General features: G+C 59.9%; 26 protein-coding genes. 21 read left to right on the top strand and 5 right to left on the bottom strand.

From position 1 onward, the window contains the following. Positions 1–4 precede the first annotated feature (4 nt). The 13 genes from rsmG to glmU all read left to right on the top strand — a co-directional run bounded on the left by rsmG (position 5) and on the right by glmU (position 10,922). On the top strand, positions 5–631 hold the full coding sequence (rsmG, locus tag AACQ95_RS01630; RefSeq protein WP_043557321.1) for a 16S rRNA (guanine(527)-N(7))-methyltransferase RsmG: 627 nt from the start codon (positions 5–7) through the stop codon (positions 629–631). Between the two features lie 26 nt (positions 632–657). Continuing rightward, positions 658–1,461, top strand: a complete 804-nt coding sequence (locus tag AACQ95_RS01625; RefSeq protein WP_042037160.1) for a ParA family protein — start codon at positions 658–660, stop codon at positions 1,459–1,461. Further along, the gene (locus AACQ95_RS01620; protein ID WP_043557320.1) at positions 1,458–2,366 is read left to right on the top strand and encodes a ParB/RepB/Spo0J family partition protein; all 909 of its coding nucleotides are present in this window, start codon (positions 1,458–1,460) and stop codon (positions 2,364–2,366) included. Before AACQ95_RS01625 ends, AACQ95_RS01620 begins: the two co-directional genes overlap by 4 nt. A 190-nt stretch (positions 2,367–2,556) precedes the next feature. Further along, positions 2,557–2,967: an ATP synthase subunit I gene (locus AACQ95_RS01615; protein ID WP_043557319.1), complete on the top strand. Its 411-nt coding sequence runs from the start codon at positions 2,557–2,559 to the stop codon at positions 2,965–2,967. An 8-nt stretch (positions 2,968–2,975) separates the two neighbouring features. Beyond that, on the top strand, positions 2,976–3,758 hold the full coding sequence (gene atpB / locus AACQ95_RS01610) for a F0F1 ATP synthase subunit A (RefSeq protein ID WP_098981243.1): 783 nt from the start codon (positions 2,976–2,978) through the stop codon (positions 3,756–3,758). A gap of 58 nt (positions 3,759–3,816) precedes the next feature. Further along, on the top strand, positions 3,817–4,059 hold the full coding sequence (gene atpE / locus AACQ95_RS01605; RefSeq protein WP_005307205.1) for a F0F1 ATP synthase subunit C: 243 nt from the start codon (positions 3,817–3,819) through the stop codon (positions 4,057–4,059). Positions 4,060–4,111: 52 nt separating this feature from the next. After that, the gene (atpF, locus tag AACQ95_RS01600) at positions 4,112–4,582 is read left to right on the top strand and encodes a F0F1 ATP synthase subunit B (protein WP_042873489.1); all 471 of its coding nucleotides are present in this window, start codon (positions 4,112–4,114) and stop codon (positions 4,580–4,582) included. A gap of 13 nt (positions 4,583–4,595) precedes the next feature. Further along, positions 4,596–5,129 (top strand): F0F1 ATP synthase subunit delta, encoded by a 534-nt coding sequence (gene atpH, locus AACQ95_RS01595; RefSeq protein ID WP_043557318.1) that lies wholly within the window; start codon positions 4,596–4,598, stop codon positions 5,127–5,129. A 15-nt stretch (positions 5,130–5,144) separates the two neighbouring features. Next, positions 5,145–6,686 (top strand): F0F1 ATP synthase subunit alpha, encoded by a 1,542-nt coding sequence (atpA, locus tag AACQ95_RS01590; RefSeq protein WP_043557317.1) that lies wholly within the window; start codon positions 5,145–5,147, stop codon positions 6,684–6,686. A gap of 43 nt (positions 6,687–6,729) precedes the next feature. Then, complete coding sequence (gene atpG / locus AACQ95_RS01585) at positions 6,730–7,596, top strand: F0F1 ATP synthase subunit gamma (protein WP_043135297.1); 867 nt, start codon at positions 6,730–6,732, stop codon at positions 7,594–7,596. Positions 7,597–7,629: 33 nt separating this feature from the next. Further along, entirely contained in the window at positions 7,630–9,018 is a 1,389-nt protein-coding gene (gene atpD, locus AACQ95_RS01580; RefSeq protein WP_042037168.1) for a F0F1 ATP synthase subunit beta, read from the top strand. A gap of 18 nt (positions 9,019–9,036) precedes the next feature. Continuing rightward, a complete protein-coding gene (locus AACQ95_RS01575) occupies positions 9,037–9,465 on the top strand; it encodes a F0F1 ATP synthase subunit epsilon (protein WP_043135298.1) in 429 nt (142 codons plus the stop codon). A 95-nt stretch (positions 9,466–9,560) separates the two neighbouring features. Next, positions 9,561–10,922 carry a bifunctional UDP-N-acetylglucosamine diphosphorylase/glucosamine-1-phosphate N-acetyltransferase GlmU gene (glmU, locus tag AACQ95_RS01570; RefSeq protein ID WP_241280396.1) on the top strand — a complete coding sequence of 454 codons (1,362 nt, stop codon included), beginning with the start codon at positions 9,561–9,563 and terminating at the stop codon, positions 10,920–10,922. A gap of 60 nt (positions 10,923–10,982) precedes the next feature. Here the strand turns inward: glmU and creD are convergent, their stop codons facing one another. The 4 genes from creD to blrA all read right to left on the bottom strand — a co-directional run bounded on the left by creD (position 10,983) and on the right by blrA (position 15,453). Further along, positions 10,983–12,332 (bottom strand): cell envelope integrity protein CreD, encoded by a 1,350-nt coding sequence (creD, locus tag AACQ95_RS01565; protein WP_241280394.1) that lies wholly within the window; start codon positions 12,330–12,332, stop codon positions 10,983–10,985. 118 nt (positions 12,333–12,450) lie between these two features. Beyond that, positions 12,451–13,245, bottom strand: coding sequence for a class D beta-lactamase (gene blaOXA, locus AACQ95_RS01560; RefSeq protein WP_043557314.1), 795 nt, complete (start codon positions 13,243–13,245; stop codon positions 12,451–12,453). 77 nt (positions 13,246–13,322) lie between these two features. Then, positions 13,323–14,744 (bottom strand): beta-lactam sensor histidine kinase BlrB, encoded by a 1,422-nt coding sequence (blrB, locus tag AACQ95_RS01555; RefSeq protein WP_241280393.1) that lies wholly within the window; start codon positions 14,742–14,744, stop codon positions 13,323–13,325. 34 nt (positions 14,745–14,778) lie between these two features. Next, entirely contained in the window at positions 14,779–15,453 is a 675-nt protein-coding gene (blrA, locus tag AACQ95_RS01550) for a beta-lactam response regulator transcription factor BlrA (protein ID WP_241280391.1), read from the bottom strand. A 123-nt stretch (positions 15,454–15,576) separates the two neighbouring features. On the opposite strand from blrA, the gene AACQ95_RS01545 reads away from it, so the two are divergent. Both AACQ95_RS01545 and glmS read left to right on the top strand, forming a co-directional pair. Further along, the gene (locus tag AACQ95_RS01545) at positions 15,577–16,350 is read left to right on the top strand and encodes a DeoR/GlpR family DNA-binding transcription regulator (RefSeq protein WP_041218325.1); all 774 of its coding nucleotides are present in this window, start codon (positions 15,577–15,579) and stop codon (positions 16,348–16,350) included. Positions 16,351–16,411: 61 nt separating this feature from the next. Further along, a complete protein-coding gene (gene glmS, locus AACQ95_RS01540; RefSeq protein WP_241280389.1) occupies positions 16,412–18,244 on the top strand; it encodes a glutamine--fructose-6-phosphate transaminase (isomerizing) in 1,833 nt (610 codons plus the stop codon). A gap of 61 nt (positions 18,245–18,305) precedes the next feature. Here glmS and AACQ95_RS01535 read toward each other — a convergent pair whose 3' ends face one another. After that, positions 18,306–19,082: a helix-turn-helix transcriptional regulator gene (locus AACQ95_RS01535; protein ID WP_042873460.1), complete on the bottom strand. Its 777-nt coding sequence runs from the start codon at positions 19,080–19,082 to the stop codon at positions 18,306–18,308. A 209-nt stretch (positions 19,083–19,291) separates the two neighbouring features. Between AACQ95_RS01535 and AACQ95_RS01530 the strand changes: the two genes are divergently transcribed. The 6 genes from AACQ95_RS01530 to AACQ95_RS01505 are packed head-to-tail and all read left to right on the top strand — an operon-like array spanning position 19,292 to position 24,122. Further along, a complete protein-coding gene (locus AACQ95_RS01530; RefSeq protein WP_241280388.1) occupies positions 19,292–20,053 on the top strand; it encodes a DUF3450 domain-containing protein in 762 nt (253 codons plus the stop codon). Next, positions 20,050–21,357, top strand: coding sequence for a MotA/TolQ/ExbB proton channel family protein (locus tag AACQ95_RS01525; RefSeq protein WP_241280386.1), 1,308 nt, complete (start codon positions 20,050–20,052; stop codon positions 21,355–21,357). The genes AACQ95_RS01530 and AACQ95_RS01525 overlap by 4 nt, the downstream gene beginning before the upstream one ends. Continuing rightward, positions 21,354–21,884, top strand: a complete 531-nt coding sequence (locus AACQ95_RS01520; RefSeq protein WP_241280384.1) for a MotA/TolQ/ExbB proton channel family protein — start codon at positions 21,354–21,356, stop codon at positions 21,882–21,884. Before AACQ95_RS01525 ends, AACQ95_RS01520 begins: the two co-directional genes overlap by 4 nt. Then, positions 21,881–22,282 carry an ExbD/TolR family protein gene (locus AACQ95_RS01515; RefSeq protein ID WP_241280381.1) on the top strand — a complete coding sequence of 134 codons (402 nt, stop codon included), beginning with the start codon at positions 21,881–21,883 and terminating at the stop codon, positions 22,280–22,282. Before AACQ95_RS01520 ends, AACQ95_RS01515 begins: the two co-directional genes overlap by 4 nt. Then, positions 22,279–22,941, top strand: a complete 663-nt coding sequence (locus tag AACQ95_RS01510; RefSeq protein ID WP_241280380.1) for an energy transducer TonB — start codon at positions 22,279–22,281, stop codon at positions 22,939–22,941. Before AACQ95_RS01515 ends, AACQ95_RS01510 begins: the two co-directional genes overlap by 4 nt. Before the next feature lie 2 nt (positions 22,942–22,943). After that, the gene (locus AACQ95_RS01505; protein WP_241280379.1) at positions 22,944–24,122 is read left to right on the top strand and encodes a tetratricopeptide repeat protein; all 1,179 of its coding nucleotides are present in this window, start codon (positions 22,944–22,946) and stop codon (positions 24,120–24,122) included. Positions 24,123–24,276: the final 154 nt, after the last annotated feature.

The following is a 24,276-nucleotide window of genomic DNA, read 5'->3' as shown; positions in this document are numbered from 1 at the left end:
CCCCATGCTGGAAAGATTGAACGGCCTGCTCATGCAGGCCGGTATTGTTATCACCGACACCCAAAAGACCCAGTTGGTTCAGCTTGTCGAGTTGCTGCACAAGTGGAACAAGGCTTACAATCTCACCTCGGTGCGTGATCCGGACGCCATGCTGGTCAAGCATATCCTCGACAGCCTGGTGGTGAGCCCTCACCTGCACGGTGAACGTTTCATCGATGTGGGCACTGGCCCTGGGCTGCCTGGCTTGCCGCTGGCCATCATCAATCCGGACAAGCAGTTCGTGCTGCTGGACAGTCTGGGCAAGCGGATCAACTTCATCCGCCAGGTGATCCAGGAGCTGGGCTTGACCAATGTGACGCCCGTCAAATCCCGGGTTGAAGAGTATCGGCCCGAGGTGGGCTTCGATGGCGTACTCAGTCGGGCCTTTGCCTCGCTGGAGGACATGCTGACCTGGTGTCATCATCTGCCGTCGGCCCAGGGCAGCTTCCTGGCGCTCAAGGGGCAATACCCCGGGCCCGAGCTGGCTCAACTGCCTGCCAACATACGTCTGGTCGCCTCCCATCAACTGGTGGTGCCGGAACTGGAAGGCGAACGTCATCTGCTGGAATTCAAACATGTCCAGCCCGAATAGGGTCGCAGTTTCATTTAGGGGATAGTGTGGGAAAAGTCATCGCCATAGCCAACCAGAAGGGTGGAGTGGGTAAAACCACCACCTGTGTGAATCTGGCCGCCTCCCTGGCCGCCACCCGGCGCAAGGTGCTGGTGATCGATCTGGATCCGCAGGGCAATGCCACCATGGGCAGTGGCGTCGACAAGTACGAAGTCGAACGCACCGCCTATGAGCTGCTGATCGAAGACGCCCCCATTGGCGAGGTGATCATCCCCGAAACCTCGGGGGGCTATCACCTCATCGCCGCCAACGCCGACGTGACCGCGGCCGAAATCCGCCTGATGGAATTCTTTGCCCGCGAGATCCGCCTGCGCAATGCGCTGGCCTCGGTACGGGACAAATACGATTACATCTTCATCGACTGCCCGCCTTCTCTCAACATGCTGACCGTGAACGCCATGGCCGCCGCCGATTCCGTGCTGGTGCCCATGCAGTGCGAATACTATGCGCTGGAAGGGCTTACCGCCCTGGTCGACACCATCAGCAAGCTGGCAGCCGTGGTCAATCCGGAGCTGAAGATCGAAGGGGTGCTGCGCACCATGTTCGATCACCGCAACCGGCTGGCCAATGATGTGTCCGATCAGCTGAAACAGCATTTCGGGGACAAGGTCTATCGCACCATAATCCCCCGCAACGTAAGACTGGCGGAGGCGCCGAGCTTCGGTGCCCCGGCCATGCACTATGACAAATCATCGGTGGGCGCCAAGGCCTATCTGGCGCTGGCGGGCGAGATGCTGCGCCGCCAGGAGCAGGAGCGTCAGGTGACCATCGCAGACCGAGAGAGCATATGACGCCGAAAAAACGTGGACTGGGTAAGGGGCTGGACGCCCTGCTCAGCACCAGCACGGCCGCACGCCAGAAACAGGTGATGAGCGACCAGCGTACCGAGCAGGCCATGGCCCCCACCAATCAGGGTGAGCTGCGCAGGCTGCCGGTGGAGTGGTTGCAGTCCGGCAAGTACCAGCCACGCAAGGACATGTCGCAGGATGCACTGGAAGATCTGGCCAATTCCATCCGCGCCCAGGGCGTGATCCAGCCGATCGTGGTACGCCCTCTCGGCGAGCAATCCTTCGAAATCATCGCCGGCGAGCGACGCTGGCGTGCCTCCCAGCTGGCCCGGCTCGATGTGGTGCCCTGCATTGTCAAGGATGTGCCCGACGAGGCGGCCGTCGCCATCGCGCTGATTGAGAACATCCAGCGTGAAGATCTCAATGCCATCGAAGAGGCGGTCGCCCTGCAGCGGCTGCTGACCGAATTCGAGCTGACCCACCAGCAGGTGGCCGAGGCGGTCGGCAAGTCCCGCACTACTGTGACCAACCTGTTGCGTCTCAACCAGCTCAACGACGACGTCAAGCGTTTCGTCGAACACGGCGATCTCGACATGGGCCATGCCCGCGCCTTGCTGGCGTTGAGCGGCCAGGCCCAGTCCGAACTGGCCAAGCTGGTCGCCCAGAAGGGGCTGACAGTGCGAGATACCGAGAAGCTGGTTCAAAAAGCGCTGGAACCGGCAAAAGCCAGGGTTGAACCCGTCCGTGATCCCCAGTTTGGTTACCTGGAGCGCCAGATTTCAGAAAAAATTGGCAATCAGGTACAACTTCAGCCGGGAAAACAGGATAGCGGCAAGTTAGTAATAAGTTACGAGAACTTGGCGGATTTGGACCGGGTATTGGGCTATTTTGGCCTGTCAGAAACGTGATTTTTACGCTTTTTGTAGTAATAAAACATCCATTCCTTTTGATATGGACATAACCTTGATTCTGTGCGGAAAGCCGCAAAAATTAAGGATTTTTGCCATGTTGCAATAGCTGTCTTCAAGGGTATAATTTGACCGGCTTTTAGGGCTGTAAACACGGGGTCTTCGGATCCCGATTTTTTACAGTTCTGTAATGTTCAGGGGTAGGTTGGTGAAGCAGAAAATAGCCTTGGAAGGTTTGACGCTGGCCTTGGCTATGCTCGTTTGTCAGCTCGTCCTGATCCTGGCGATCAGTACCGTCTGGTTTTACCAGACCGGTGCGTTTGCCGGACGTTCCTCCCTCTATGGGGGGAGCATGTACTGGGTTCCTCAAGCCCTGTTCACGCTCTGGGTTCTGCGCCGCAAGGTGACGAAGGAGAGTGTGGGCCTGGTTCTGCGGGACTTTTATGGTGGGGCAGGGATTAAGCTCATTACTACAACAGGACTTTTCGCCCTGATGTTTGGCGCCGGGATCGAGGTCGATACCGTCTCGTTCTTTGCCACTTATATCCTCGCCCTCGTTGTACAGTGGATAGTCTCATTCACGCTTAACAACCACTATTAGGAAAACTCATGTCTGCAACCGGAGAAGTCCTGACTCCTCAGGGATATATCTCCCACCATCTGACCCATCTGCAAGTCGGGTCTGGGTTCTGGACAGTCAATGTCGACTCAATGATATTTTCTGTTCTGTTGGGCATTCTGTTTATCTGGTCTTTCCGCCGTGTAGCCGTCAACGCTACCAGTGGTGTCCCCGGTAAGCTGCAGTGCTTTGTGGAGATGCTGGTCGAGTTTGTGAGTGGTAACGTCAAGGACATCTTCCATGGTCGTAACAAGGTCATCGCACCTTTGGGCCTGACGGTGTTTGTGTGGATCTTCCTGATGAACCTCATGGATCTGATCCCAGTTGACTTTATCCCCCACGCTGCACAGTTGATGGGTGTTCCCTATCTGCGTGTGGTTCCCTCTGCTGACGTTAACATCACCATGTCCATGGCTTTGGGCGTGTTCTTCTTGATCCTGTACTACAGCATCAAGGTCAAGGGTATCAGCGGGTTTGTGAAGGAGCTGACGCTTCAGCCTTTCAACCACCCGGCTGCCATCCCGGTTAACTTCATCCTTGAAACCGTCACGTTGATTTCCAAACCTGTTTCTCTGGGTCTACGACTGTTCGGCAACATGTATGCTGGCGAACTGATCTTTATCCTGATTGCGGGTTTGTTACCCTGGTGGTCACAGTGGATCCTGTCCGTGCCTTGGGCAATTTTCCACATCCTGATCATCACTTTGCAGGCGTTTATCTTCATGGTTCTGACCATCGTATATCTGTCGATGGCACAAGAAGACCATGGTTGATGCAACTCAAATAATCCTTTTTATACAATCAATTACATCTAAATAAATGGAGATCCTCATGGAAAACTTGAACATGGACCTGCTGTACATCGCTGCTGCAATGATGATGGGTCTGGCGGCTATCGGCGCGTCCATCGGTATCGGTATCCTGGGTGGCAAGTTCCTGGAAGGTGCAGCTCGTCAGCCTGACCTGATCCCTGTTCTGCGTACCCAGTTCTTCATCGTGATGGGTCTGGTGGATGCGATCCCGATGATCGCCGTTGGTCTGGGTCTGTACGTGATGTTTGCGGTTGCTGGCTAAGTCTCAACGACTCCCAGGCATAACCCATTAACTAACTAAGAGGACATAGGCTGTGAATATCAACGCCACCCTCCTCGGCCAAGCAATTGCTTTTTTCTTCTTCGTAGTGTTTTGCATGAAGTACGTGTGGCCGCCGCTGATGGCAGCCATCGAAGCCCGTCAGAAAGAAATTGCTGATGGTCTCTCTTCCGCAGAGCGTGCCAAGAAAGATCTGGATTTGGCCAAGGCCAACGCCACCGATCAGCTGAAAGAAGCCAAGCTCCAGGCTGCAGAAATCATTGAACAGGCTAACAAACGTAAAGCCCAGATCATTGATGAGGCTGCTGTCGGAGCCCAGACTGAGCGGGAAAAAATCCTGGCTCAGGGCCGCGCCGAGCTCGAAGCTGAACGTCATCGTGCCAAAGAAGAACTGCGTAAGCAGGTTGCTGCTCTTGCCATTGCTGGTGCAGAGAAGATCCTGGCGCGTCACATCGACCAGGCTGCCAACAGCGACATCGTCGACAAACTGGTAGCAGAACTGTAACGGGAACGGGGCTATGTCTGAACTGACTACAATCGCTCGCCCCTACGCCAAGGCTGCTTTCGAGTTTGCCGTTGAGCACAAGGCGGTTGACCAGTGGCTGGGGATGCTCGGCTTCGCTGCACAAGTAGCGGAGAACGAGACCATTCACAACCTGGTGAACGGCTCTGTCGCTGCCGAAGAACTGGCAAATCTCTTTGTCGGTATCTGTGGTGAGCAACTCGACGAGCATGGCCAGAACCTGATCCGGGTGATGGCTGAGAATGGTCGCTTGGGTGTGCTGCCGGCGGTCGTTGCTGAATTTGTAGCGTTCAAGGCTGAACTGGATAAAGAAGTTCAGGCTGACGTGATTTCGGCGACCGAACTGACCGACCAGCAGAAAGCCGCTATTCAGGCTTCTCTGGAACAACGTCTCGCGCGCAAAGTGAAGCTGAATTGCAGCATGGATGCGTCCTTGATGGCCGGGGTGCTCATCAAGGCCGGTGATCTGGTAATCGACGGCTCTGTCCGCGGTAAGCTGGGTCGCATGGCTGACGCGCTGCAATCTTGATTGGGGTATTAGAGCATGCAACTGAATTCCACTGAAATCGCCGAGCTTATCAAGCAGCGCATCGCGCAGTTTGATGTCAAAAGCGAAGCGCGTAACGAAGGTACCATCGTCTCTGTGAGCGACGGTATCATTCGTATTCACGGCCTGGCCGATGCCATGCAAGGTGAGATGATCGAGCTGCCGGGCAACCGCTTCGCTCTGGCATTGAACCTGGAGCGTGACTCCGTCGGTGCTGTGATCATGGGTTCCTATGACGGTCTGTCAGAAGGAATGAAAGTAAAAGGCACTGGCCGTATTCTGGAAGTGCCGGTCGGTCGTGGTCTGTTGGGCCGGGTGCTGAACACCCTGGGCCAGCCGATCGACGGCAAAGGTCCGGTCGACAACGACGGCTTCTCGCCGATCGAAGTGATCGCCCCGGGCGTTATCGAGCGTAAATCCGTTGACCAGCCGGTTCAGACCGGTCTGAAAGCCATCGATGCCATGATCCCAATCGGTCGTGGCCAGCGTGAGCTGATCATCGGTGACCGTCAGGTGGGCAAGACCGCCATCGCGATCGACACCATCATCAACCAGAAAGACTCCGGCATTAAGTGTGTCTACGTTGCGATTGGCCAGAAGGCCTCCACCATCGCCAACGTGGTGCGCAAGCTGGAAGAGCACGGCGCGCTGGCCAACACCATCGTCGTTGTTGCTTCTGCCTCCGAAGCCGCTGCCCTGCAGTACCTGGCACCCTATGCCGGTTGCTCCATGGGTGAGTACTTCCGTGACCGCGGTGAAGACGCGCTGATCATCTATGATGACCTGTCCAAGCAGGCCGTAGCTTATCGCCAAATCTCCCTGCTGCTGCGCCGTCCGCCAGGACGTGAAGCCTATCCGGGTGACGTTTTCTATCTGCACTCCCGTCTGCTGGAGCGTGCTGCTCGCGTCAACGCCGAGTACGTAGAGAAGTTCACCAATGGTGCCGTGAAAGGCCAGACCGGTTCTCTGACCGCGCTGCCGATCATCGAAACCCAGGCCGGTGACGTATCTGCATTCGTACCGACCAACGTGATCTCCATCACAGATGGTCAGATCTTCCTGACGTCACAGCTGTTCAACTCCGGTATTCGTCCGGCGGTTGACCCGGGTATCTCCGTATCCCGTGTGGGCGGTGCCGCTCAGACCAAGATCGTCAAGAAGCTGTCCGGTGGTATCCGTACCGCACTGGCCCAGTATCGCGAACTGGCGGCATTCGCCCAGTTCTCTTCCGATCTGGACGATGCGACTCGCAAGCAGCTGGACCATGGTCAGAAAGTGACCGAGCTGATGAAGCAGAAACAGTACTCTCCGATGAGCGTGGCCCAGCAGTCGCTGGTGCTGTTCGCCGCCGAGAAAGGCTATCTCTCCGATGTCGAGCTGAACAAGATCGTCGACTTCGAAGCCGCTCTGCTCTCTTACGCCAATACCCAGCATGCTGAGCTGATGGCTGAAATCAATGCCAAAGCAGACTACAACGACGCGATCGTTGGCAAGCTGACTGCGTTGCTGGATGACTTCAAGGCAACCCAGACCTGGTAAGCGTGTGTGGCAGCGCGAGCTGCCACCTGATGGAGAGTAAGAGATGGCCGGCGCAAAAGAGATACGTAACAAGATCGGGAGTGTGAAAAACACTCAGAAGATCACCGGCGCTATGGAAATGGTGGCAGCAAGCAAGATGCGCCGTGCGCAGGAACGCATGTCTGCCAGCCGTCCGTACGCTGAAACCATGCGCAAGGTGATCGGCCATATCGCCCAGGGGAACTTGGAATACAAGCACCCCTACCTCATGGAACGTGAGGTCAAGCGAGTGGGTTACATAGTCGTCTCCACCGACCGTGGCCTGTGTGGCGGTTTGAACATCAACCTGTTCAAGGCTGCCCTCAATGATATGAAGCAATGGAGCGCGAAAGGTGCCAAGGTTGACCTGGCTCTGATCGGCAACAAGGCCTCCAACTTCTTTGAACGGCACGGCGCCAAGGTGAAAGCTCATGTCGCAGGACTGGGTGACAACCCGAGCGTCAATGACCTGATTGGTTCAGTCAAGGTCATGCTGAAGGCTTACGACAACGGTGAGATTGACAAGCTGTACCTGGTGTACAACAAGTTCGTCAACACCATGGTGCAGCAACCACGAGTCGATCAACTGCTGCCTTTGCCCGTAACTGAAGACAGCAAGCTCGCCAAGAAGCAACACTGGGATTACCTCTATGAGCCGGATCCCAAGCAGCTGCTGGATACCCTGTTGATTCGCTACGTCGAATCCCAGGTGTACCAGGGGGTGGTAGAAAACTTGGCAAGTGAACAGGCAGCCCGAATGGTTGCCATGCAAGCCGCGACTGACAACGCCGGTAACCTGATTAACGATCTGCAACTGGTATACAACAAGGCCCGTCAGGCCAGTATTACCCAGGAGCTGACAGAGATCGTATCCGGTGCTGCTGCGGTGTAAGGCAAGGGTTATCAAAGGTTTAGAGGATTTGACATGAGTAACGGTTTCATCGTCCAAATCATCGGCGCTGTGGTGGACATCGAGTTCCCGCAGAATGCCGTGCCCCAGGTGTACGATGCACTGAAGGTCGTCAGCGAAGGTCAAGGCCTGGGTCTGGTGCTGGAAGTGCAGCAACAGATCGGCGGCGGCGTCGTTCGTTGCATCACCATGGGCTCCTCCGACGGTCTGCGTCGTGGGTTGGAAGTAATGAATAGCGGTAAATCCATCCAGGTGCCGGTCGGCGTATCGACTCTGGGTCGGATCATGAACGTACTGGGCGATCCGATCGACGAAAAAGGTCCGATCGGTGAAGAAGAGCGTTGGTCCATCCACCGCGCGGCTCCCAGCTACGAAGATCAGTCCAACAGCAACGACCTGCTGGAGACCGGCATCAAGGTTATCGACCTGGTATGCCCGTTCGCCAAGGGTGGTAAAGTCGGTCTGTTCGGTGGTGCCGGTGTAGGCAAGACCGTCAACATGATGGAGCTGATCCGTAACATCGCTATCGAGCACAGCGGTTATTCCGTGTTCGCCGGTGTAGGTGAGCGTACCCGTGAGGGTAACGACTTCTACCACGAGATGATGGAGTCCAACGTACTGGACAAAGTATCTCTGGTTTACGGTCAGATGAACGAGCCGCCCGGAAACCGTCTGCGCGTGGCGCTGACCGGCCTGACCATGGCCGAGAAGTTCCGTGACGAGGGTCGTGACGTGCTGTTCTTCGTGGACAACATCTACCGTTACACGCTCGCGGGCACCGAGGTATCCGCACTGCTGGGCCGTATGCCGTCCGCAGTAGGTTACCAGCCGACCCTGGCCGAGGAGATGGGTGTTCTGCAAGAGCGCATCACCTCCACCCGGACCGGTTCCATCACTTCAGTCCAGGCCGTTTACGTGCCTGCGGATGACTTGACCGACCCGTCTCCGGCGACCACCTTCGCCCACCTGGACGCCACCGTCGTTCTGTCCCGTCAGATCGCGGCTCTGGGTATCTACCCGGCCGTTGACCCGCTGGACTCCACCTCCCGTCAGCTGGATCCGCTGGTGGTAGGCAAGGAGCACTACGAGACCGCTCGTGGTGTTCAGACAGTACTGCAGCGCTACAAAGAGCTGAAGGACATCATCGCCATCCTGGGTATGGATGAACTGTCAGAAGAAGACAAACTGACCGTAGCCCGTGCCCGTAAGATCGAGCGTTTCCTGTCCCAGCCGTTCTTCGTGGCAGAAGTGTTTACCGGTTCTCCGGGCAAATACGTGCCGCTGAAAGAGACCATCCGTGGTTTCCAGGGCATCCTGAAAGGCGAGTACGACGATCTGCCTGAGCAGGCGTTTTACATGGTTGGCAGCATCGACGAAGTCGTCGAGAAATCCAAGAAACTGTAAGCCTCGATAGGAGGGCCCATGGCTGAGATGATCTCCTTTCACCTGGATGTGGTGAGCGCCGAAGGGAAACTTTTTTCCGGTCGGGTGCAATCTGCTCAGGTATCAGGCTCCGAAGGTGAGCTGGGTCTCCGTCACGGTCATGCTCCGTTGCTGACTGCCATCAAGCCGGGCCTGGTCCGCTTGATCAAGCAAAATGGTAGCGAAGAGGTGCTGTATATTTCCGGCGGCATGCTGGAAGTGCAACCCGAAGCCGTGACCGTGCTGGCGGATACTGCGATTCGTGCCAATGATTTGGATGAGGCGAAAGCCCAGGAAGCCAAACGTGCGGCCGAAGAGCGGATCCACAGCTCCCATGGTGATATCGACTATGCCCAGGCCGCTACCGAGCTGGCCAAGGCGATGGCCCAACTGCGGGTTATCGATATCGTCAAAAAGAATTACCGTTAAGTTCGGTGATGCAAAAAGCGACCTTCGGGTCGCTTTTTTTTTACTCGTTGGATAGACTCCGGCGGATATTTCCACACGAATTCAAGGTCGCAGTCATGTCTCTTAACGTTGTCATTCTGGCCGCAGGCAAAGGCACCCGCATGCGCTCAGCCCTGCCCAAAGTGCTGCACCCGGTAGCCAATAAACCCATGGTTTCCCATGTGATCGACACCGCCCGCAAGGTCGGTGCCGAGCAACTGCATCTGGTCTATGGCCACGGTGCCGAGCTGCTGAAGGAGCGGATCCAGGCCGCCGATCTGAACTGGGTACTGCAGGCCCAGCAACTGGGTACCGGTCATGCCGTCGCCCAGGCCATCCCGTTCTGGAAAGATGAGGATGACGTGCTGGTGCTGTACGGCGACACCCCGCTGATCCAGCCGGAAACCCTGCAGCGGCTGCTGGCCGCCAAGGCCGACGACGGCATGGCGCTGCTGACAGTGGTGCTGGACAACCCGACCGGTTATGGCCGCATAGTGCGCGCCAACGGCCAGGTGGTCGGCATCGTCGAGCAGAAGGATGCCAACGCCGAGCAGCTCGCCATTCGCGAGGTCAACACAGGCGTGCTGGTGGCCAACGGTGGCCAGTTGCGTCAATGGCTGTCACGTCTGGACAACAAGAATGCCCAGGGCGAGTTCTATCTGACGGATGTGATTGCCATGGCGCACGGGGATAATTGCCCCATAGCCGCCGTGCATCCGGACCATGCCATGGAAGTGGAAGGGGCCAATAACCGGGTTCAACTGGCTCAGTTGGAGCGCAGTTATCAGCAAATGCAGGCCGAGCAGCTGATGATCGCCGGCGTCACCATGATCGACCCCGCACGCTTTGATTTACGGGGAGTTTTGGAAATTGGCGAGGAAGTGGTTATTGATGTAAATGTCATCATTGAGGGCAAGGTGACGCTCGGCAACCACGTGCGCATCGGGGCCGGCTGCGTGCTGAAGGATTGCGTGATCGGCGACCACACCGAGGTGAAGCCCTACTCCGTCATCGAGGGCGCCCAGGTCGCGGATCAGTGTTCGGTCGGTCCATTTGCCCGCTTGCGTCCCGGCTCCGTTCTGGAGCAGGATGCGCACGTTGGCAACTTCGTCGAGATGAAAAAATCCCGTCTCGGGGTTGGTTCCAAGTGTGGTCATCTCACCTATCTGGGGGATGCAGAGATCGGCGCTAAGGTGAACATCGGGGCCGGTACCATCACTTGCAACTACGACGGGGTCAACAAGTTCCAGACCATCATCGAGGACGATGTGTTCGTCGGTTCCGATACTCAATTAGTAGCGCCAGTTCGCATCGGCAAGGGAGCAACCCTGGGTGCGGGCTCTACTATTACCAAGGATGTGGGTGAGCATGAACTCGTGATTACCCGGGTGCCCCAGCGTCACATCAAGAACTGGGCTCGTCCGGTCAAGAAGAAGTGATGCCCGATCAATAAAATAAAACCGGCGCCTGATGGCGCCGGTTTTGTTATGGCCTGCGGGTTATGGATCCTGATGCTGGGTGGGGTTGCCCATCACCCGATACCAGTCCAGCTTGCGGGTCAGCACCATGACCAGCGCCAGTATGGCGAACAGCAGCAGGGCGCCGAGCAGCAGGGCTGTCTCCTGTGCTTGCAGCAGGCCGAACAGGATGGCGTAGACCAGCCCGAGCAGGGCCGCGAAGCCGAGCCCCTGTTTGGGGCCGCCCAGCACATGGCTGAGATAGAAACCGTTGAGGGCAACGCTGGCCAGGCTGGCAAGCAGGTAGGCCCAGCCAAAGCCGAGGTGCTCGGTCAGCGCCAGCAGCACCAGATAGAAGATGGCCAGCCCCATGCCCACCAGGGCGTACTGGATCGGGTGTACCCGCAATCCCCTGAGCAGCTCGAACATGAAGAAGCTGAGGAAGGTGAGGCCGATGAACAGCAGGGCATACTTGGCCGCCCGCTCGTTCAGCTGATAGTGATCCACCGGCTGCACCAGGCTGACGCTGAAGGCGGGCAGATCGCCGCCGGCGCCCTTCATCATGCGGTTGAAACGGGTCTCCATGTCGGTGGCGAACCAGCTGCTCTGCCAGCTGGCGTCGAACCCCCGGGCTGTGAGGGTGCGGCTGCCTGGCAGAAAGTCACCGATGAAGTTGGGATGCGGCCAATTGCCGCTCAGCTGCAGCTTGCTGTCCTGGCCGAGGGGCACCACTTCCAGCTCATTCATTCCCTGCAGATCCAGCTCGATATGAAAGGCGTCTCCCTCACCCGGCAGGGCATTGAGCGGCGCATGGATACCGGCCAGACCGTCACCCAGCAGGGCGCCGGGGGTGAACGGGATGCGCTGCTCACCCAGCTGCAGTTCCGGCACGCTGTTGATGCCGCGGGCATCGGACAGCACCAGGCTCAGATAGGGAGTACCCGCCACCAGCGCCGGATCGGCGCTATCGACGATCAGGTCTGGTTCGCCGCTTATCAGGGCCTTGCCGTTCAGCCCGGTGGGCAGGCGCCCCGAGAGGGAGAGCCGGGTGTGATAGACCTGAGCCTGATAGATGCCGAGCTTGCGGGGGGTGACCTCCATGCTGGCCCGCACATCCAGCTGCTCCGGCAGCAGGTAGCGGTAGAGCTGCAGCTTGCGCTCGAAGCGCTTGCCATCCTGCTCCACAGTGACTGTGCGGGTGTAAGGCTGCACCACGACAGGCCCCAGCAGCCGCTGCGGTCCGCTGCTGCTGGCCATGATGCTGTGGATGGCCTGACTGCGATAGGCCTGACGCTCCCGGTTCAGCTCCATGATGGATTGCACCGGCACCATCAGCAGCAGGCTGAGCAACAGCAGCAGAAAGATTTTGTGGCTGAATATCTGTTTGACCATGACACGTCTCCTTGTTGACGGGAACAAGTGTGTCTGGCTCGGGTGAAGAGGCGATGGGGCCGTGTGAAGTGGGGGTGAAGGGCGATAAAAAAACCGGCGCCTTGCGCCGGTCTTGGCATCACAGCTTCTTCAGCTGTTCGGGCAGGGCGGCAAACACCTCTTCCTTCGCCTTGATCGAGGCGAATTGCTTGCCGGGCTTTTGCACGACTGTGTGGACGAAGATGAGCTGCTTGCCCGGCTTGCTGGCCCAGCCGACGAACCAGCCGATCTGCTGATCCCGGTTGAGGCTGCCATCCAGCAGCTTGGGGTAGCCCATGCCGGTCTTGCCGTGGATCTGCCAGCCGTCGATGTCGGGCTGACGCAGGATATTGGCCGTGTGCTGCAGGGTCTGGGCGGAGACAGGCAGCTTGCCGCTCACCAGTTTGCCGAGGAAGCGGGCCTGTTCCTGCGGGCTGATGGCGAGGCTGGAGCTGAGCCAGGCCTGGGTCAGACCGTCGTGCTTGCCGGGGTTGCCAGAGAGATCCCGGTTGCCGTAGTCGAAGCGATCGACGTACTGCTGGAAGCGCTCCATCCCCAGCCACTCGGTGAGGCGCTGGGAGTACCAGACCACAGAGTAGGTGAGCCAGCGGCTCGGGGTTGTGGTCTCGCGCCAGGCGGGCAGCCAGTCGTCGTCGCCGGGCTTGAATGGCAGGGCCGGCAGTTTTTCATCCACCAGGAAACCGCTGTCATACCCCATCAGTGCCAGCGGGATCTTGAAGGTGGAGGCGGGAGGCAGCTGACTTGAGCAATCCCCCTGGCTGCTGATGGGCTTGCCGCTGCCATCGGCAAACAGCATGCAGCCGGAGGCGGCGCTGGCCGGCAGCGAGAATAGCAGGCCTGCGGCGAGCAGGCCGGGTAACAGAATGCGGGACATGGGGTCTCCTTGGACAAATGGGGCTGAGGGCCGGGAGGCGGCAGCATAACGCCGCTTTATGTGGCCAGTGTGAAGTGTCAGCCGGTGGGCAGCCAGAGCTCGGCCAGCACACCGCCATCGGGCTGATTGCCGAGGCTCAGGTGGCCGCCGTGCTGGCGGGCCACCTCGGTGGCAAAGCTGAGCCCCAGGCCGCTGCTCTTGCCCTTGTCGGGCCTGGGCAGGGAGTAGAAACGCTCGAAGATGCGTGGCAGGGCATAGTCTGGAATGCCGGGTCCCTGATCCCGCACCCGGAAACAGTAACCGTCTGCGCTCATCTCGCCGGTCAATCTGACCGTGCTGCCGGCGGGCGAGAAATCGAGGGCGTTGTCCAGCAGGTTGCCGAGGGCCTGCTCCACCAGCAGCGAGTCCCACTTCTGTTTCTGGGCCTCGCCGAGTTCGGCCACCAGCGTCACCTGGCGGCGCTGGGCCAGGATCTGGCGGGCATCGAGGGCCCGCCTGCCCAGTGTGGCGGGGGCTATGGACTGTCTGTCCAGCCCCTGCCCCGACTCCAGTTTGGCCAGTTGCAGCATGCGTTCTATCAGCTGCTGCATGCGGGCCGTCTCCAGATTGATGTTGCCGATAAAGCGCTTTGCGACGTCCAGCGGCGGCGCCTCGGCCAGCAGCTCCCCTGCCCCGCGAATGGCGGCCAGCGGGCTCTTCAGCTCGTGGGTCAGGCTGTGCACATAGGCTTCGATATAGGCCTTGCCGTCCAGCTGGCGACGCATGGTCTCCAGAGATCGGCCGAGCCGATCCAGCTCGGGGCTGTAGAGGCGCGGCAGGCTGGCCGGCTGGTTGTGGCTGACCGCATCGGCGTAGTGCACCAGCTTGCCGATGGCGCGGTTGAGCCACCACACCAGCAGGGCGCCGATCAGCAGCGAGATGAACAGCAGCAGGGCCGCCCCCTGCAACAGCTGGTGTTCGCTGCGCTCTATCATGGGCAGCAAAGTGCGGTTGGGCTTGGCGACCGTGAGGGATCCCAGGATGTCGTCCCCCTCCCGCAACGGCGCGGCCACGTGCATCACGGAACTGGCGGGATCGTCGGGGTCGCTGCGGGTGCTGCGGGCTCCGTATTCGCCGCGCAGGGTGCGATAGACATCGTTCCAGCGCGAGTAGTCCTTGCCCAGATCCACCCCGTCCGAGTCGTAGACCACCTTGCCCCAGCGGTCGACCACATAGATGCGGTACTCCGCCTGCTGCTTGAGGTGGCCGTCGATCAGGGCGTTGATGGGACTCTGGTTGAGGCGGGCGAAGGCGCTGGCCAGCCTGCCATCCGCCATCTTTCCTTCCTGCAGATCGTCCAGTGCCAGCGGCGCCAGCATCTGGGCCATGTCGACCAGGGTATCTTCGGTGGCGCTGCGCACCCCGGGTTTTATCTCCTCGACGAAGATCTCCAGCACGAACCAGGCGGCCAGTGCGAAGATCAGCACCAGTCCGCACAGCAGTTGCAGTCCAATTCTCATGTCGGCTCCCGGCCGCTGCACGGCAGCAGCATGTTCATGCCAGCTCCAGGCTGTAGCCCAGCCCGCGATGGGTCAGGATCAGGTTGGCGTCCGGGTCGCGCTCCCTCAGCTTGGCGCGGATGGTCTTGATGTGGGTATCGACGGTGCGATCCAGGCTCTCTTCCGCCCCGCTCCACACCAGATCCATCAGCTGCTGGCGGGAGTAGACCCGGCCCGGCGCCTGCATCAGGGTCTTGAGCAGCAGGTATTCGTAACGGGTGAGCGCCAGCGGCTGGCCGTGGAAGCTGATGCGGGCCCGCTCCTCATCCAGCGCCAGCAATTGGCTCTGTGGGGGCGTGGTTGGCTGGCTGCGGCGCAGGATGACCCGCACCCTGGCGCACACCTCCCGCGGCGAGAAGGGCTTGGCCACATAGTCGTCGGCCCCTATCTCCAGCCCGATCAGCCTGTCTATCTCCTCGCTGCGGGCGGTGAGAAACATCAGCGGAGTGTCGCAGCGGGCTCGCACCTGCTTGCACAGCTCGAAACCGCTGATGTCCGGCAGCCCCACATCCAGGATCAGAAAATCCGGTCGCGTCTGTTCCAGTCGCGCCAGCAGCGGCTGGCCGAGGGGGAACCACTCCACCTCGAAGCCGTCGGTTTGCAGCGCATAGATCAGGGTGTCGGCTATGCTGGCCTCATCTTCCACCAGCCAGATGACTCGTTTTTGCATGGCGTCCTCGTCGTAAATCCGTTGTCCCATTCTGGCATCGAACCAAATCGGATCCTATTTGCTGTTTTATTTTTCCAAAAAAGGCGCTAACATTTCGATATTCTTTCGAATCGAAACTTAAAGATGACCAAACGTAATACCCAGCAGCGCCGCCACACCATAGTGAGCCTGGTGCAGGAGCAGGGGGAAGTGAGCGTCGATACCCTGGCCAAGCACTTCTCCACCTCCGAAGTGACCATCCGCAAAGATCTGGCCGTGCTGGAAACCGGTGGCCTGCTGTTGCGTCGTTACGGTGGTGCCGTGCCCCTGCCCAGCGAGATGGTGGTGGACAGCAATCCCGAGCAAGTTTCGAAACGAAAGCTGGCCATAGCCCGTGCCGCCGCCGAACGGATCCGAGATCACAATCGCGTCATCATCGACAGCGGCAGCACCACCAGCGCCATGATCCCCATGCTGGGCAACAAGCGCGGTCTCATCGTCATGACCAACTCCCTCAACGTGGCCGGCGCCCTGCGCGAGCTTGAGAACGAACCCACCCTGCTGATGACCGGCGGCACCTGGGATCCCCACTCCGAATCCTTCCAGGGTCAGGTGGCGGAGCAGGTGCTGCGCTCCTATGACTTCGACCAGCTGTTCATCGGCGCCGATGGCATAGACCCTGAGCGGGGCACCACCACCTTCAACGAGCTGGTGGGTCTGTCACGGGTGATGGCCGAGGTGTCGCGGGAGGTCATCGTCATGGTCGAGTCGGAGAAGATAGGCCGCAAGATCCCCAACCTCGAGCTGCCCTGGGCAAACATCCAGACCCTGGTGACCGACGAAGGGCTGGCCAGCTCGGCCAGAGAACAAATTCAAGCCCGGGGGATCACGCTGATCTGCGCCCCCGTGGCCGGCTGATATCGCCAATCAAATATCCCGTTATCCAAACCTATTTCTGAATTCAATCGAGGAGAAGTGTATGTGTGGCATCGTCGGGGCCGTCGCCCAACGTGATGTGGCTGAAATCCTGGTAGAAGGCCTGCGCCGTCTGGAATACCGTGGCTATGACTCCGCCGGTGTGGCCGTGTTCAGCGCCAGCCAGCCGCTGCAGCGGGTTCGCCGTCTGGGCAAGGTGGCCGAGCTGGCCAAGGCGCTGGAAGAGCAGTCCGTCCACGGTGGTACCGGCATTGCCCACACCCGCTGGGCTACCCATGGCGAGCCGTCCGAGCGCAACGCTCACCCCCATATCTCCGAGCATATCGTGGTGGTGCACAACGGCATCATCGAAAACCACGAAGAGCTGCGGGCCGAGCTGCAAGGGCTGGGCTATGTGTTCAGCTCAGACACCGACACCGAGGTGATCGCCCACCTGGTGCACCACGAGCTGAAATCCGCCCCCAGCCTGCTGGCGGCCATGCAGGTAGCGGTGAAGCAGCTGCGCGGCGCCTACGGTACCGTGGTGATGGACAGCCGTGACGACAGCCGTGTGGTGGTGGCCCGCTCCGGCTCCCCGCTGGTGATCGGTCGCGGCATCGGCGAGAACTTCATTGCCTCTGACCAGATGGCACTGCTGCCGGTGACCCGTCGCTTCATCTTCCTGGAAGAGGGTGACGTGGCCGAGGTGACCCGCCGCGACGTGCACATCTTCGATACCCACGGTGACGCCGTGGTGCGCGAAGAGCTGGAATCCGAGCTCTCCCACGATGCCGGTGACAAGGGCGAATACCGTCACTACATGCTCAAAGAGATCTACGAGCAGCCCAAGGCCATCACCAACACCCTGGAAGGCCGTCTGGGCACGGATCACGTTGTGGTCGAGTCGTTCGGCAACGGCGCTCGCGCCATCTTCGACAAGGTCGAGCACGTCCAGATCGTCGCCTGCGGCACCTCCTACAACTCCGGCATGGTGGCTCGCTACTGGTTCGAAGAGATAGCCGGCGTCTCCTGCGACGTGGAGATCGCCTCCGAGTTCCGCTATCGCAAATCCGTGGTGCGCCCCAACAGCCTGCTGGTGACCCTGTCCCAGAGCGGCGAAACTGCCGATACCCTGGCCGCCCTGCGGCTGGCCAAGCAGTCCGGCTACATGAGCTCGCTGGCCATCTGCAACGTGCCCGGCTCCTCCCTGGTGCGTGAATCGGATCTGGCCTTCATGACCCGAGCTGGTGCCGAGATCGGTGTGGCCTCCACCAAGGCGTTCACCACCCAGCTGGCCGGCCTGCTGATGCTGGTGGCCTCGGTCGGTCACTGCCGTGGCAACCTGAGCGCCGCCGCCGAGGCCGAGCTGGTCAAGGCGCTGCAAGCCCTGCCGCTGCGCATCAAGGAGAGCCTGGCGCTGGCCAAGGATATCGAAGCCCTGGCCGAAGAGTTCGCCGACAAGCACCACAGCCTGTTCCTCGGCCGTGGCAGCCAGTACCCCATCGCCATGGAGGGGGCGCTCAAGCTCAAAGAGATCTCCTACATCCACGCCGAAGCCTATGCCGCCGGTGAGCTGAAGCACGGCCCGCTGGCGCTGATCGATGCCGAGATGCCGATCATAGTGGTGGCGCCGAACAACGATCTGCTGGAGAAGCTCAAGTCCAACGTGGAAGAGGTGCGTGCCCGTGGCGGTATTCTCTACGTGTTCGCCGATGCCGATGCCGGCTTCAAGAGCGACGAGACCATGCGGGTGATGAGCCTGAACCATGTGGAAGAGATGATAGCCCCCATCGTTTACACTGTGCCGTTGCAGCTGCTCTCCTACCACGTCGCCCTCATCAAGGGCACGGACGTGGATCAGCCACGCAACCTGGCGAAATCCGTGACCGTGGAATAAGCCGTAGTCAGAAATGAAAAAGAGCCGCATTGCGGCTCTTTTTGGTTGTCTGGTGGGGGCGCTATGACAGCCGCAGGTTGGTGATGGTCACGTCGTCCAGCGAGGGCACTATGATGCCGCTGGAGATGCTCTTGGCGATCGCCTGGTTGCGGTTCTTCGAGTCGGTCTTGTTGGTGACCTGGTTGAGGTGGAAGTTCACGGTCCGCTCGCTGATGCCGAGTATGGTGGCTATCTCCCAGGAGGTCTTGCCCTCGCTGGCCCAGAACAGGCACTCCTTCTCCCGGTCCGACAGCTCGGTCAGGTACTTCATCAGATCCGGCCTGCTCTTTATCAGCTGCAGCGCCGAGTTGAAGATGTAGCTGGCGCAGAACGACAGCAGGGGAACGTTTTCAAACATCAGATCGGAGTTGGATTTCTCCTTGCTGATGAAGGAGAGGATGCCGTGCTCCCCCTGCGGGGTGTGCAGCGGGAAGGAGACACCGTTCCTCACCCCGAAGTCGGCGGCTAGATTCATCACCTCCCGGCTGGCGCTGGGCAGCCAGGGAGAGTCGCAGTCGAGCTTGTTCCAGAAAATGGGCTGGGTCTGCTTCAGGCCCAGGAAGACCACAGGATCCTGGGTCAGGTAGTGCCGCTCCGTGTAGGCATCGAACCAGCTGGTGGGGCAGTTGTTGAACAACGCCACGTGGGATTTCTGCATGCTGATGGGGAAAATAATCAGCAGACGGAAGTAATCAAAGCCCATCTGATGACTGAAGCGCTCCAGTTGCTGCTGGATATCGCTGGTCTTCTTGGCCTTGGTGAACCGATCGATGTGTTCCCAGATCGCATCGTTAAACATGTACATCTCCTTTTTCGATCTCTATCACATTGATCGAAAAGATATTTTTTATTTATTAATTTGGTGTTGTGACTACCAACGCCAGTGACTCCCGTGCTTGCTTAAAAATTATCCTGTTTTTTCGGCCGAAGGCCAAGAAAATCATCTGATTGCCACTGACCCCACTCTTTGAGACAATGAGAATAGTTATCATTGTTAAGATTTATATCATGAATAAGTTTTGGGGTTTGGCCTTGTTGCCATTGTCAGTCCACTTTGCTGCCGGCGCCGACGAGCTGGTCGCACCGGCACTGAAGAGCAGCATAGCTGCCGGAAAAGTCTCCCAGCAGCGGGTGGAAAAAGCCGCCGATGCGGCCGTTGCCGCCCGGCTGGAGCTGCAAAATGCCCAGCTGCAACTGCGCGATCTGGAAGCCTACAACCGCTACATGCAGTCTCTGGTAGCCGATCAGCAAAATGAGCTGGGCAAGCTGAGCCAACAGCTGGAGGCGGTGCAAGAGACCCGGAAGGGCCTGATCCCGCTGATGCTGCAGATGCAAACCGATCTGGAACAGCTGGTACAAAATGACATCCCGCTGCGCAGGGAAGATCGGTTGGCGCGGGTTGAACAGTTGAAAGCGACCCTTGCCAGAGCCGACGTGAGCGAGGCGGAGAAATTCCGTCAGCTGCTGCAGGCCTATCAGATCGAAGCCGAATACGGCAGCCGGCTGGATAGCTATTCCGCCGAGCTGGCGCTGGACGGCGCACCGCGCCGGGTCGATGTGCTGGCAGTGGGCCGGGTCTCCCTGCTGGCGATGACCGCCGATCGCTCCCAGGCGTGGCGTTGGTCTGCGCAGAGCAAGCAGTGGCAGGCCCTCGACAGCCAGTGGCTCTCTCCCATCGCCGAGGCGCTGGAGATGGCTGCCGACAAGAAGGTCCCCCAGTTGTTGAATGTCCCCCTTTCCGTCAGCCGTGGTCAGGAGGCCCAGTCATGAGCGTCACCATGAAGTGGTTCCCCCTCGCTATTGCCCTCTCTCTGGGCACCACTGCCGCCGTTGCCGATGAAGCCTGGCAGCAGCAGGAGCAAGCCCGTGAACAGCAGGCGCAGCAGGATCTGGCCTCCGTCTCCAAGGAGCTGAACGATGCTCGTGCCAAACTGGCCGCGGCCCAGAGCCTCAGCAAGCAGTTGGCGGCCGAGTTTGCCGGCAACGAGAAGCAGCTGGTGGAGCTCAACGCCCAGTGGGAGCAGGCCTCCGGCGACATGAACGAGATCTTCGCGGTCACCCGTCAGGGCGCAAGCGATGCGGTCAAGCTGCTGGCCGAGTCCGCGGTCGAGGGCCAGTATCCCGAGCGCCTCGCCCCGCTCAAGGCTATGGCGCAGGAGAAGCAGGTGCCGGATCGCGCCGCCCTCGCCCTGTTGCCCGCGACTCTGCTGCAAGAGATCAACGAGTCTGGCCGGATCGCCCGGTTCGACGGCAAGGTGCTCGATGCCCAGGGAGCTGCCAGCGAGCAGCCGCTGACCCGGGTCGGCAGCTTTGCCCTGCTGGGGGGGGAAGGCTTTCTGCAACCCACCGCAGAGGGTCTGAGCCCTGTGCTGGGTCTGCCAAGTGGCGTGCTCTCCGACGTTGCGGCCTATCAGGGTCAGGAAGGGGAAGCGCTGCCGCTGGATCCATCCCATGGCTCCCTGCTGGAGATGCTGGCGCAGGCCCCCACCTTCTGGCAGCAAGTCCAGCAGGGTGGTCAGGTTGGCGCCATCATAGTGCTGCTGGCAGCCATAGGTCTGGGCATTGCCGCCGCGCGGCTGTGGAGCCTTTCCCGTGAACTGGGCCGGGTGCGTCGCCAGCTCAAGAGCGGCGAATATCACGCCGACAACGCCCTCGGCCGGGTGCTGACGGTGGCGGAGCAGCATCCCGAGCTGAGCATGGAGACCCTCGAACTGAGGCTGGACGAGGCCATACTGCAGGAGACGCCCCGCATGGAGCGTGGCATCGGCATGGTCAAGGTGATCGCGGCCATAGCCCCGATGCTGGGTCTGCTCGGCACCGTGACCGGCATGATCGGCACCTTCCAGGCCATCACCCAGTTCGGTACCGGTGATCCCAAGATCATGGCCGGCGGCATCTCGATGGCGCTGATCACCACGGTACAGGGTCTGGTCGCGGCCATTCCGCTGATCCTGGCTCACAGCCTGCTGCAGTCCCGCTTCACCGAGCTCTCCAATGTGCTGGAGCAGCAAGTCGCCGGCATCCTAGCCGAGCGCGCCGAGAGCAATAACGGCGGGATGGAGCGAGCAGCATGATGCTCGACATCTGGCAACAGTTGCAGAGCTTCATGGGCCGTGGCGGCCCCGTGCTCTGGGTCATTCTGGCCCTGCTGGTGCTGATGTGGATTTTGATGATCGAGCGGCTGCTCTACCTCAATCTGGGCTTTGGTCCCTTGCAGCAACAGCTGCTGAGCCGCTGGCAGGGGCGCAGCGAGCGCCACAGCTGGCATGCCAGGGCCATTCGCAGCCGCTGGCTGGCCCAGGCCGAGCTGGAGCTGAACCGTCATCTGATCTTCATCCGCACCCTGGTGGTGCTCTGCCCCATGCTGGGGTTGCTGGGCACAGTGACCGGCATGATAGGCGTATTCGATGCGTTGGCTGCGGCCAACCGCTTTAACCCGGAGAGCATGGCAGGCGGTATCTCCCGTGCCACCATACCCACCATGGCAGGCATGGTGGTGGCCCTCTCCGGCGTCTTGTTACTCAGCCGGCTCGAGAGCCAGGCCAGGCGTGCGCTGGCCAAGACCCGGGACGGCCTGCGAGAAGAGAAGGTAATGCAATGAGACGGCAATCCAAACGCCAGCGTGACGAAGTACAGATCGACATGACCCCCATGCTGGATATCGTGTTCATCATGCTGATCTTCTTTATTGTCACCACCTCCTTCGTGCGCGAAGCCGGGCTCGAGGTGCACAGACCCCAGGCCAGTCAGGCCAAGGCGCAGAAATCCTCCAGCATCATGCTGGCGATCGGTGCCCAGGGTCAGATCTTCCTCGACCGCAAGCAGATAGACGTGGAGCGGGTTCAGGCCAGTATCGCCCGCCTGCTGACGGAGCAGCCCGATGCCAGCCTGGTGATCCAGGCCGACGAGCGGGTGCCCCACGGCAAGGTGGTACGGGTGATGGATGAAGCCAAGGCGGCGGGCATTGCCAACATCGCCGTGGCGGTGGCGCCGAAATGAAGTTCAAGTTGATGAGCCTGGGACTGGGGATCGCCCTCAGTCTGGCAATCCTGCTGTTCATGGCCACTCTGGTGGAGCCCCCCAAGGGCAAGAAGGTGGCGAGTGAGCAAAAATCCATCGTCATCAACATGCAGAATGAAGTGACCGAGGTGCAGGTGCGTGAACGCCCTGTGCCGCAAGAGCCCGAACCTCTGCCGGAACCTCCCGCCGCCCTGGCGTCGACCCCCATGCCCTTGCCGGCAGCGGCGCCGCTGCCTTCGGTGCAACCTAGCCTGGATCTGGTCTCCAGCCTCAGTGCTGTGCAGGTCTATGCCCCCGGTGTGGCGACCAGCACGGCCCCCGTGCTGAGCGGCAATTTTCATGGTCAGCAGCAGGGTGCCGGTGTCGGTGCCGGCGACATGCTGATGCCGCTGCAACGGATCGAGCCTGTTTACCCCTATCGCGCCCAGCAGGCGGGGATCGAAGGCGCAGTGACCCTGCGCTTCAGCGTCGATGCCGAGGGGCGAGTACAGGATGTGGAAGTGATCGAGGCCAAACCCAAGCGTCAGTTCGAGCGGGCAGCCATTCAGGCCATCAACAAGTGGCGCTATCAGCCGAGACCCGGCGCCAGCGACAAGCTGGTGCAAGTCATCACGCTCAAATTCAAACTGGAGTCATAACTATGTTGCGGATCTGGATCTGCCTGCTGGCCCTGGTCAGCCAAGCCTGTCTGGCGATGGAGGTGAGCCCCCATTTCTCTCGTCAGCTTGAGCCTGTGATGAAGCTCTACCAATCCGGTCAGTGGCAACAGGCCCAGAGCAAGGCGGCGGGGCTCAAGCCGGGGTCCGATGCCGAGCGCGCCTGGCTGGCCCAGCTGCAGGCGTCCCTGGCAGCCAACTTGCAGCAGACCGCCCAGGCGAGCCGTTACGTCGAACAGGCGCTGGCCTATAAAGAGTGGCCGGAGCAGCAGCAACTCCAGTTGCTGCGTCTGCGTGGCGATATTCAGGCACAGCAATCCAACTGGACCGGCGCCATCGCCAGCTACAAGGCCGCTCTGGCACTCAAACCCGACGATGCCCTGCGTCTTCGTCTGGCCGGTCTCTATTACCACAACAAGCAGTACGGTGATGCTGCCAGCCAAAGCGAACAGTTACTGAAGAAGGGTTGGCAGAAGCAGGCCGCCATCATTCGCCTCTCCGCCCTCACCGCCTTGCAGCGCTACGGTGTAGCTGCCGATCAGGCCGCCGAGTTGATCCGCCACGAGCCGCAAGAGAGCAAGTGGTGGCAACAGGCGGTGTCGCTCAACCTCTCTGCCAAACGCGGCGATCAGGCGCTGGCCCTGTTGCAGACCGCCATCGACCGTCAGTTGATGGATGACGCTGCCGCTCGCAACCAGCTGATCCGCCTCTATGCGTGGCAGGGGCTGCCCTATCGCGGTGCCCGTCTGCTGGAAACCGCCATGGCGAAGGGACAGATGAAGCAAAGTACCGAGAACCAGCAACTGCTGGCCCAGCTGTGGGAAGGTGCCCGGGAATGGCCGAAGGCGGTCTATAGCTGGCAACTGCTGGCCAAACAGCATGGTCAGCCCAAAGCCGCCATGCGCGCCGCCGAACTGTTGCTGCAACAGGGCAAGACGGATGCCGCCATGACTCAGCTCGTGGCCATCAAGTCGGTGAAAGGTGAGCAAGGCAATCGCGCCAAAGCGTTGCTGGTGCAAGCACACCTTAATAAGGAGCAGTATGCACAGGCGCTGGAACTGGCCCGTGAACTTCAGCAACAGGATGACTGGCAACAGCGGGCAACCAGCTGGGTCAACTATATTCAGGCTCAAAGCGAAGAGTTGAGCAAAAAAGCGGCGTAAAAGGGGGCTAAAGCCTTGGTTTCAGGGGCTATAGCCTGCTTTTTCAGCAAACGAACGCATTTCTTCAAAAAGCCCTTGTCATCCCGGCGCGGCTCCCTATAATGCGCCCCTACCAGCACGGCGGAACACGCCAACCTGATGAGCCAGCTTCACA

Source organism: Aeromonas sp. MR19, from assembly GCF_963899305.1.
In the GTDB taxonomy this organism is placed as follows: Bacteria; Pseudomonadota; Gammaproteobacteria; order Enterobacterales; family Aeromonadaceae; genus Aeromonas; species Aeromonas bestiarum.
Note: the sequence above shows the minus strand (reverse complement) of the source record. Positions and strands in the feature narration are given on the sequence as shown.